The organism is Terriglobales bacterium (genome assembly GCA_035457425.1).
Lineage (GTDB): Bacteria > Acidobacteriota > Terriglobia > Terriglobales > Acidobacteriaceae > JACPNR01.
This window is the reverse complement of sequence record DATIBR010000114.1, coordinates 1-6,927: the sequence shown is the minus strand read 5'-3', so window position 1 is coordinate 6,927 and position 6,927 is coordinate 1. Positions and strand designations below refer to the sequence as shown.

7 protein-coding genes are annotated in these 6,927 nt (G+C 68.0%); 5 read left to right on the top strand and 2 right to left on the bottom strand.

Going from position 1 to position 6,927, the window contains the following annotated elements:
• From VLA96_08485 to VLA96_08465, 5 genes are all read left to right on the top strand, one after another.
• Positions 1–319: molybdopterin-guanine dinucleotide biosynthesis protein MobB (locus VLA96_08485; GenBank protein HSE49227.1), on the top strand; the 319-nt coding region annotated here is incomplete at its 5' end.
• Positions 316–1,509, top strand: coding sequence for a gephyrin-like molybdotransferase Glp (gene glp, locus VLA96_08480; protein ID HSE49226.1), 1,194 nt, complete (start codon positions 316–318; stop codon positions 1,507–1,509). The genes VLA96_08485 and glp, both read left to right, overlap by 4 nt.
• Positions 1,510–1,516: 7 nt before the next feature.
• Positions 1,517–1,774 carry a molybdopterin converting factor subunit 1 gene (moaD, locus tag VLA96_08475; GenBank protein ID HSE49225.1) on the top strand — a complete coding sequence of 86 codons (258 nt, stop codon included), beginning with the start codon at positions 1,517–1,519 and terminating at the stop codon, positions 1,772–1,774.
• Position 1,775: 1 nt separating this feature from the next.
• Positions 1,776–2,234 carry a molybdenum cofactor biosynthesis protein MoaE gene (locus tag VLA96_08470; protein HSE49224.1) on the top strand — a complete coding sequence of 153 codons (459 nt, stop codon included), beginning with the start codon at positions 1,776–1,778 and terminating at the stop codon, positions 2,232–2,234.
• A 44-nt stretch (positions 2,235–2,278) separates the two neighbouring features.
• On the top strand, positions 2,279–4,204 hold the full coding sequence (locus VLA96_08465) for a sulfatase-like hydrolase/transferase (protein HSE49223.1): 1,926 nt from the start codon (positions 2,279–2,281) through the stop codon (positions 4,202–4,204).
• Here VLA96_08465 and ftsH read toward each other — a convergent pair.
• Positions 4,201–6,093 (bottom strand): ATP-dependent zinc metalloprotease FtsH, encoded by a 1,893-nt coding sequence (gene ftsH, locus VLA96_08460; GenBank protein HSE49222.1) that lies wholly within the window; start codon positions 6,091–6,093, stop codon positions 4,201–4,203. The two genes, VLA96_08465 and ftsH, sit on opposite strands and share 4 nt — an antisense overlap.
• 121 nt (positions 6,094–6,214) lie before the next feature.
• Positions 6,215–6,927 (bottom strand): hypothetical protein (locus VLA96_08455; GenBank protein ID HSE49221.1); only part of this gene is annotated, 713 nt, incomplete at its 5' end.

Here is a 6,927-nt window from a genome sequence, read left to right as displayed (position 1 = left end):
GCAGGAGATCCTCGTCACCTCGTCGCGCCGCTGGGTGCTGATGCACGAGCTGCGCGGCGCGCACGAGCCGTCGTTCGATGAGCAGGTGAAGCGCGTCTCGCCCTGCGACCTCTTGCTGGTCGAGGGCTTCAAGCACGCCCCGATTCCCAAGCTCGAGGTGTGGCGCAAGGAGACCGGCGAGGCGCTGCTGCACCCGAACGACCCGCACATCGTTGCGGTAGCCAGCGACGCGAAGATCGAGACAAAATTGCCGCTTCTCGATCTCAACGATATTGAGGGAATCGCGCGCTTCGTGCTTGCCCATCTTCGTTTGTCATGAATCAAAACCTCCTTTCCGTCGACGAAGCGCTCGCGCGGCTGCTCGCCGAGGCGAAGCCGGTCGGCGAAATCGAAGAGGTGCCGACGCTCGAGGCAACCAACCGCATCCTCGCGCGCGCGCAGCGCTCCACCATGGACGTGCCGCCGATGGACAACAGCGCGATGGACGGGTTTGCCGTTCGAGTTGCCGACGGTTCGCGTCTCACCGTAAAGCAAAAAATCATGGCCGGCTCGGTCGGCAAGCCGCTCGAGCCGGGCAGCGCGGCGCGCATCTTCACCGGCGCGCCGATCCCCCCGGGGGCCGACGCCGTGGTCATGCAGGAGCACACCAGCGCCGAAGGCGACCAGGTTTTTATTAACAACAAACCCAAGCCCGGGGAATGGATCCGCCGCACCGGCAGCGACGTGAAGAAGGGCGGGGAGATCCTGCCGGCGGGCAAGCGCTTGCTGCCGCAGGACACGGGCCTCGCCGCGTCGGTGGGCATCAAGAGCCTCCCGGTGTTCAGAAAAGTCCGGCTGGGATTGTTCTTTACCGGCGATGAGCTCGTGATGCCGGGCGAGCCGCTCGCGCCCGGGCGCATCTACAACTCGAACCGCTTCACGCTGCGCGGGCTGGGCGAAGTGTTCGGCTGCGAGGTGCACGACTACGGCATCGTCCCGGATACGCTGGAAGCGACGCGCGAGGCGCTGCGGCGCGCGGCGGCCGAATGCGACCTGATCGTGACCTCGGGCGGCGTTTCGGTGGGCGAGGCGGACTACGTGAAGCCGGCGGTCGAGGCGGAGGGCAAGCTGCTGATGTGGCGCATCGCCATGAAGCCGGGGCGCCCCCTGGCCTTTGGTTCCATCAAGAATTCCTTCTTCATCGGCCTGCCCGGGAATCCAGTCTCGAGCTTCGTGACTTTTCTCATCTTCGTGCGGCCATTCCTCCTGCGCACCCAGGGCTTGAAGGAAGTGACTCCGAGAAACCTCACGGCCAGGGCGGACTTCGACTGGACCGAGCCCGACGCGCGGCGCGAGTTCCTGCGCGTAAAATGGAACGGCGCGGGCGGGCTCGATCTGTATCCGACCCAGGATTCCGCGGTGCTCACTTCCACCGCGTGGGCCGACGGGCTGGTCGACAATCCCGCCGGCAAGGCGATCCGCAAGGGCGAGCTGGTGCGCTTCCTGCCTTACTCGGAGCTCTATAGGTGAAACTCGGGTGAAAGTGAAAGTCCTCCTGTTCGCGAACCTGCGCGAGCGCATCGGCACCGCGGCCGAGGTGGTCGAGATCCCCGATTCGGCGAGCACGGTGGCCGGGCTGCGCATGCACCTCATGCGCCGCGGCGGCGCGTGGCAGGAAGCGCTCGCCGACATGAAGGTGGTGCGCGTGGCGGTCAACCAGGACATGGCGGGCGCCAACGCGCCGCTCAACCCGGGCGACGAGGTCGCTTTTTTCCCACCCGTGACGGGCGGCTGACATGAAGGTATCGGTGCAAGCCGAGGATTTCGACCTTTCGACCGAGGTGATCGAAATCTCGATGAATACGCGCACCGGCGCGGTGGCGAGCTTCGTCGGCGTGGTGCGCGACGTGGCGATGACGCTCGAGCACTACCCGGGCATGACCGAGAACGCGATCAAGAAGATCGTCGAGGAGGCGCGCTCGCGCTGGCAGGTTCTCGACCTCGTGGTGATCCACCGCTACGGCGAGCTGCAGCCCGGCGACCAGATCGTCCTGGTGGCGATCGCGAGCTCGCACCGCGGCGACGCGTTCGCGGCCTGCCAGTTCATCATGGATTACCTGAAGACCCAGGCGCCGTTCTGGAAGAAGGAGCACCATCCGGAGGGCGCGCGCTGGGTGAACGCCCTCGAGTCCGACGACGAGGCCGCCGCGCGCTGGCGCAAGCTGAACCAGCCGCAGCGCCTCCTGAAGAGCTGATCGTTAATGTTGCCGTAAGCTGCGTAGCGTAGGTTGCCGCCGGCATGCGCATTCCCCGCCGTTTTCTCCCTGCGCTGGTCGCCGCGGCGTGCTTCGTCGCGATTTCCACGCTGTCGCGCGCGCTGCTCGCGCTGCGCCCGGATGTCGTCCTGCCGGGCGGGATCGCCGACTGGAGCCGCGTGTTCCTCTACGGCCTCGCCTTCGACCTGGTCGCGGCCTGCTACGTCACCGCGCCGCTCGTGCTCTGGCTGGCGCTCGTGCCCAACCGCGTGGCGCGCAGCTGGCCGCATCGGCTGCTCGCGTTCTCGGCCCTGGCCGCCGTCATCTTCGCCACTCTGCTCCTCGCCGTGTCCGAGTGGCTGTTCTGGGACGAATTCGGCTCGCGCTTCAATTTCATCGCAGTCGATTACCTGCTCTATACGCACGAGGTGCTGGGCAATATCTGGCAGAGCTACCCGGTCGGCAAGGTGCTGACCGGCCTGGGCGCGCTCGCCCTCGGTGGCGCATTCCTCATGCGCAAGACCGTCTGGGCCGCGGGCGGTGCGCCGCTCTCGTGGCGCGCCGCCGGCGTCGCGGTCGTGGCGCTGGCCGCGGGCTGCGCCGGCACGCTGCGCTGGGTCAACAGCGACGAAAAGAATTTCTCCGCGTACGACGCCGCCAATGACCTGGCCGGCAACGGCCTCTACGAGTTCTTCGCCGCCAACTATCGCAACGAGCTCGACTACGAGCGGCATTACGCGACGATCCCGCAAAGGGAGGCGCTTGAGCTGGTGCGCGCCGCGCTCGGCGCGACCGGCGAGGGCAGCGAGCGGCACGTCCGGTCGCCGCGCCCCGAGCGGCACCTGAACGTGGTGCTGGTCAGCGTGGAGAGCCTCGGCGCCGAGTTCCTCGGCAGCTACGGCAACCGCGGCGGGCTCACGCCGAACCTCGACCGGCTGGCGCGCGAGAGCCTGTGGTTCTCGCAGGTCTACGCCACCGGCAATCGCACCGTGCGCGGGCTCGAGGCGCTGTCGCTCGCGCTGCCGCCCACCCCCGGCCAGTCGATCGTGCGCCGGCCGCACAACGACATGCTGTTTTCCTTCGGCAGCGTGCTGGAGGACAAGGGCTACGCGGTGCTCTTCGCCTACGGCGGCTACGGCTATTTCGACAACATGAACGCGTTCTTCGACGCGAACGACTACCGCTCGGTGGACCGGCGCGCCATTCCGTCCTCGCGCGTCACCCATGAAACCGTGTGGGGCGTGGCGGACGAGAACCTGTTCGACCAGGTGCTGGAGGAGATCGACCGCGAGCACGCCGCCCGATCGCAGCGCCCGTTCTTCGTGCATGTGATGACCACCAGCAACCACCGCCCGTATACCTACCCGGCGGGCCGCATCGACATTCCGCCGGGCACCGGCCGCGACGGCGCGGTGAAGTACACCGACTACGCGATCGGCCGCTTCCTCGACAAGGCGCGCGCCAAGCCCTGGTTCGACGACACGCTGTTCGTGATCACCGCCGACCACGGCGCCAACGCGCGCGGCACGGCGCGCATCCCGGTCGACAAGTACCTGATCCCGCTGTTCGTCTACGCGCCGAAGCACGTCGAGCCGCGCCGCGTCGAGCGGCTGATGTCGCAGATCGACATCCCGCCCACCGTGCTCGGGCTGCTCGACTTCGACTACTACAGCAAGTTCTTCGGCCGCGACGTACTGCGGTCGCCGCCGGAGTCGGACCGCGCGTTCGTCGCCAACTACCAGACCCTCGGCTACCTGGTGCGCGACCGCATGGTGCTGCTGCATCCGCGGCGCAAGACCGAGGTGTTGCGCGTCGACGCGGACAAGAACATCGTCGCGCCGGTGGACGACGCGCGGGCGCTGCGCGAGGCGATCGCCTTTTATTCGGCCGCGTCCTACGTCTTCCACAGCGGCCTGTACCGCGACGAGGAGCAGACGCCCCCCGAGCAGCGCGCCGCGCTGGCGCGCTAGTGCGCGGGCGCGACCGCGGCTAGGCCGCGGCGCAGCTCGTCGAGCTCGGCCTCGACCAGCGTCTCCTTCTCCAGCAGCTTCTTCGCCCAGCGCTCGAGCGTCGTTTTTTCGCGCGCCAGGATGCCCAGCGCCTTCTCGTAGGCCGCCTTCACGATGTCGCGCACCGCGATGTCGATCTCGCGCGCCGTTTCCTCGCTGTATTCCCGGCTCTTCTGCATACCCGGAGTCATCAGGAACCTGCTCTGGTCTTCCTCGTAGGCCACATGGCCGAGGCTCTTCACCATGCCGTAGCGCATCACCATGCTGCGCGCGATGTCGGTCACCTTGGCGAGGTCGTCGGCCGCGCCGGTGGAAAGATGCCCGAACACCACTTCCTCGGCGGCGCGCCCGCCGAGCAGCACCGCCATCTTGTTCTCGAGCTCGGCTCGCGTCATGAGGAAGCGGTCCTCGGTGGGGCGCTGGATGGTGTAGCCGAGCGCGCCCACGCCGCGCGGGATGATCGAGACCTTGTGCACCGGGTCGGTGCCGGGCAGCGCCATCGCCACCATGGCGTGGCCGAGCTCGTGGTGCGCGACCACGCGCCGCTCGGTGGGATTGAGCACGCGGTTCCTCTTCTCCAGGCCGGCGATCAGGCGCTCCACCGCTTCGTTGAAGTCGGCCATGGACACCGCTTCGGCGCCGCGGCGCGTCGCGAGCAGCGCCGCCTCGTTGATCAGGTTGGCGAGGTCGGCGCCGGTGAAGCCGGGTGTCAGCGCGGCGACCTGCTCCAGCGTGACGTCCTGGTCGAGCTTTATTTTCTTCGCGTGGACGGTGAGGATCTGGATGCGGCCGGCCTTGTCGGGCCGGTCGACCAGCACCAGGCGGTCGAAGCGCCCGGCGCGCAGCAGCGCGGGGTCGAGGATCTCGGGCCGCTTGGTGGCGGCGAGCAGCACCAGGCCGGTGGACGGGTCGAAGCCGTCGAGCTCGACCAGCAGCTGGTTGAGCGTCTGCTCCTTCTCGTCGTGGCCGCCGAAGCCGCCCGCGCCGCGCGCGCGGCCGAGCGCGTCGAGCTCGTCGATGAAGATGATCGCGGGCGCTTTCTGGCGCGCCTGCTCGAAGAGGTCGCGCACGCGCGCGGCGCCCACGCCGACGAACATCTCGACGAACTCGGAGCCGGAGAGGAAGAAGAACGGCACGTCCGCCTCGCCCGCCACCGCGCGGGCCAGCAGGGTCTTGCCGGTGCCGGGCGGCCCCACCAGCAGCACGCCCTTGGGGATGCGTCCCCCGAGACGCTGGTACTTCTTGGGATTCTTCAGGAAGTCGACGACCTCCATCAGCTCGGCCTTGGCTTCCTCCACGCCCGCCACGTCAGCGAACGTGGTCTTGAGCTCCTTGCGGTCGTAGATCTTGGCCTTGGACCGGCCGAAAGACAGGGCCTGGGTGGGCCCGCCTCCCATCCGGCGCATCAGGAAGACCCAGAGTGCGGCCATGAGGACCAGGGGAACCACCCACGAGATCAGGTCGCGCCAGAAGGTGGACTCGATGCGTCCCGAGAACTCCACCTGCGCGGCCTCCAGCTCGCGCACCACCTGGTAGTCGTCCGTGGCCGGGATGCGGGCCGTGGTGAACACGGTGGGGCCCTGCTGGGCCCCGAGGAGCTGGCGCAGCTTGTCCCCCGGACCGGGCGGCGGGGCGGGCAGGGCGCCGGGCTTCAGGACGCCCTGGATCTCCCGCTCTCCCAGGGAGACCCGGAGGACCTTGCCCTCGCGGACGAGGGAGAGGAACTGGCTCATCGGGATATCCACCGTCACCGGCGCGCGCAGCCAGCTCTGCACCGCGAAGACCACCATCAGCGCGATGAACAGATAGACCAGGGAAAACTGGGTCTTCTGACGATTTGGCAGCTTCATGGTGTGGTTTTGATGCTAGCGGAACCCCCTGGGGGTGTCAAACAGACGCCCCCGGCCGGGGGAAACTCGGGTCTCACCGACTTCCGCGGAGAAGCGGATCGGGGCGGCAAGCCTCAGCGGGCTACTGGCACCGGACCCCCTTGGGAGGCTCGTAGTTCGCCACCTTGAACGTGGAGTTGAACGAGTCCTCCCACACCTCGAGAGGCACGCGCCCCGCCACCTGGTCCATGCCGTCGAAGAGGTAGAACTTTGCCCGGCTGGTGAACTCTTGGGGCGGCACTCGCTTGGCCAGGAAGTCCGTGACGGTGCCCTTGTCGACGAACAGCGCGAATGTCTCGTTGACCGGCTGCTGGCCGGGTTGACTCGTCCCGGGCTTCAGCCACGACAGGACCACCGAGAGCCCGCTGACGTTGCTGTCGTTGAGCACGTCGGTCAGGGCGGCCATGCGCCGCAGCATGTCGACGCCGTAGCGCGAGAACATGGCCGACACGCGTCGTTCCTGCGCGAGCGCCGCGAACGCGGGATCCTCGCGCTGATCGATGATCACCCAGGTGGACAGATACCGGTCGTCGGTCGTGCTGTCCTTGGCCTTCGGGAAGCCGATCCGGCCCGGAGCCACGCTGAGCCAGGGCAGGCAGTTGTAGATCTCCTCGGAGAACTTCAGAAGCTCCTTGCGGTGGGCCGTGGCCAGGCTCTTGGCCTTGGCCGTGGTGTACTTCTCCAGCGGCATCAGCGCGTCCTCCGGCGTCGCGAAGGCGGGCGCGGTGACCGCGGCAAGAAGCGCGGCCGCCAGGACGAGCCCGGCGGCCGGAGCGCTCGAACGGAACCGACACA

Bases quoted from the DNA above. Each gene is read 5' to 3' on its own strand.
- ftsH (HSE49222.1), bottom strand. From the start codon at position 6,093: ATGAAGCTGCCAAATCGTCAGAAGACCCAGTTTTCCCTGGTCTATCTG.
- glp (HSE49226.1), top strand. From the start codon at position 316: ATGAATCAAAACCTCCTTTCCGTCGACGAAGCGCTCGCGCGGCTGCTC.
- VLA96_08470 (HSE49224.1), top strand. From the start codon at position 1,776: ATGAAGGTATCGGTGCAAGCCGAGGATTTCGACCTTTCGACCGAGGTG.
- VLA96_08465 (HSE49223.1), top strand. From the start codon at position 2,279: ATGCGCATTCCCCGCCGTTTTCTCCCTGCGCTGGTCGCCGCGGCGTGC.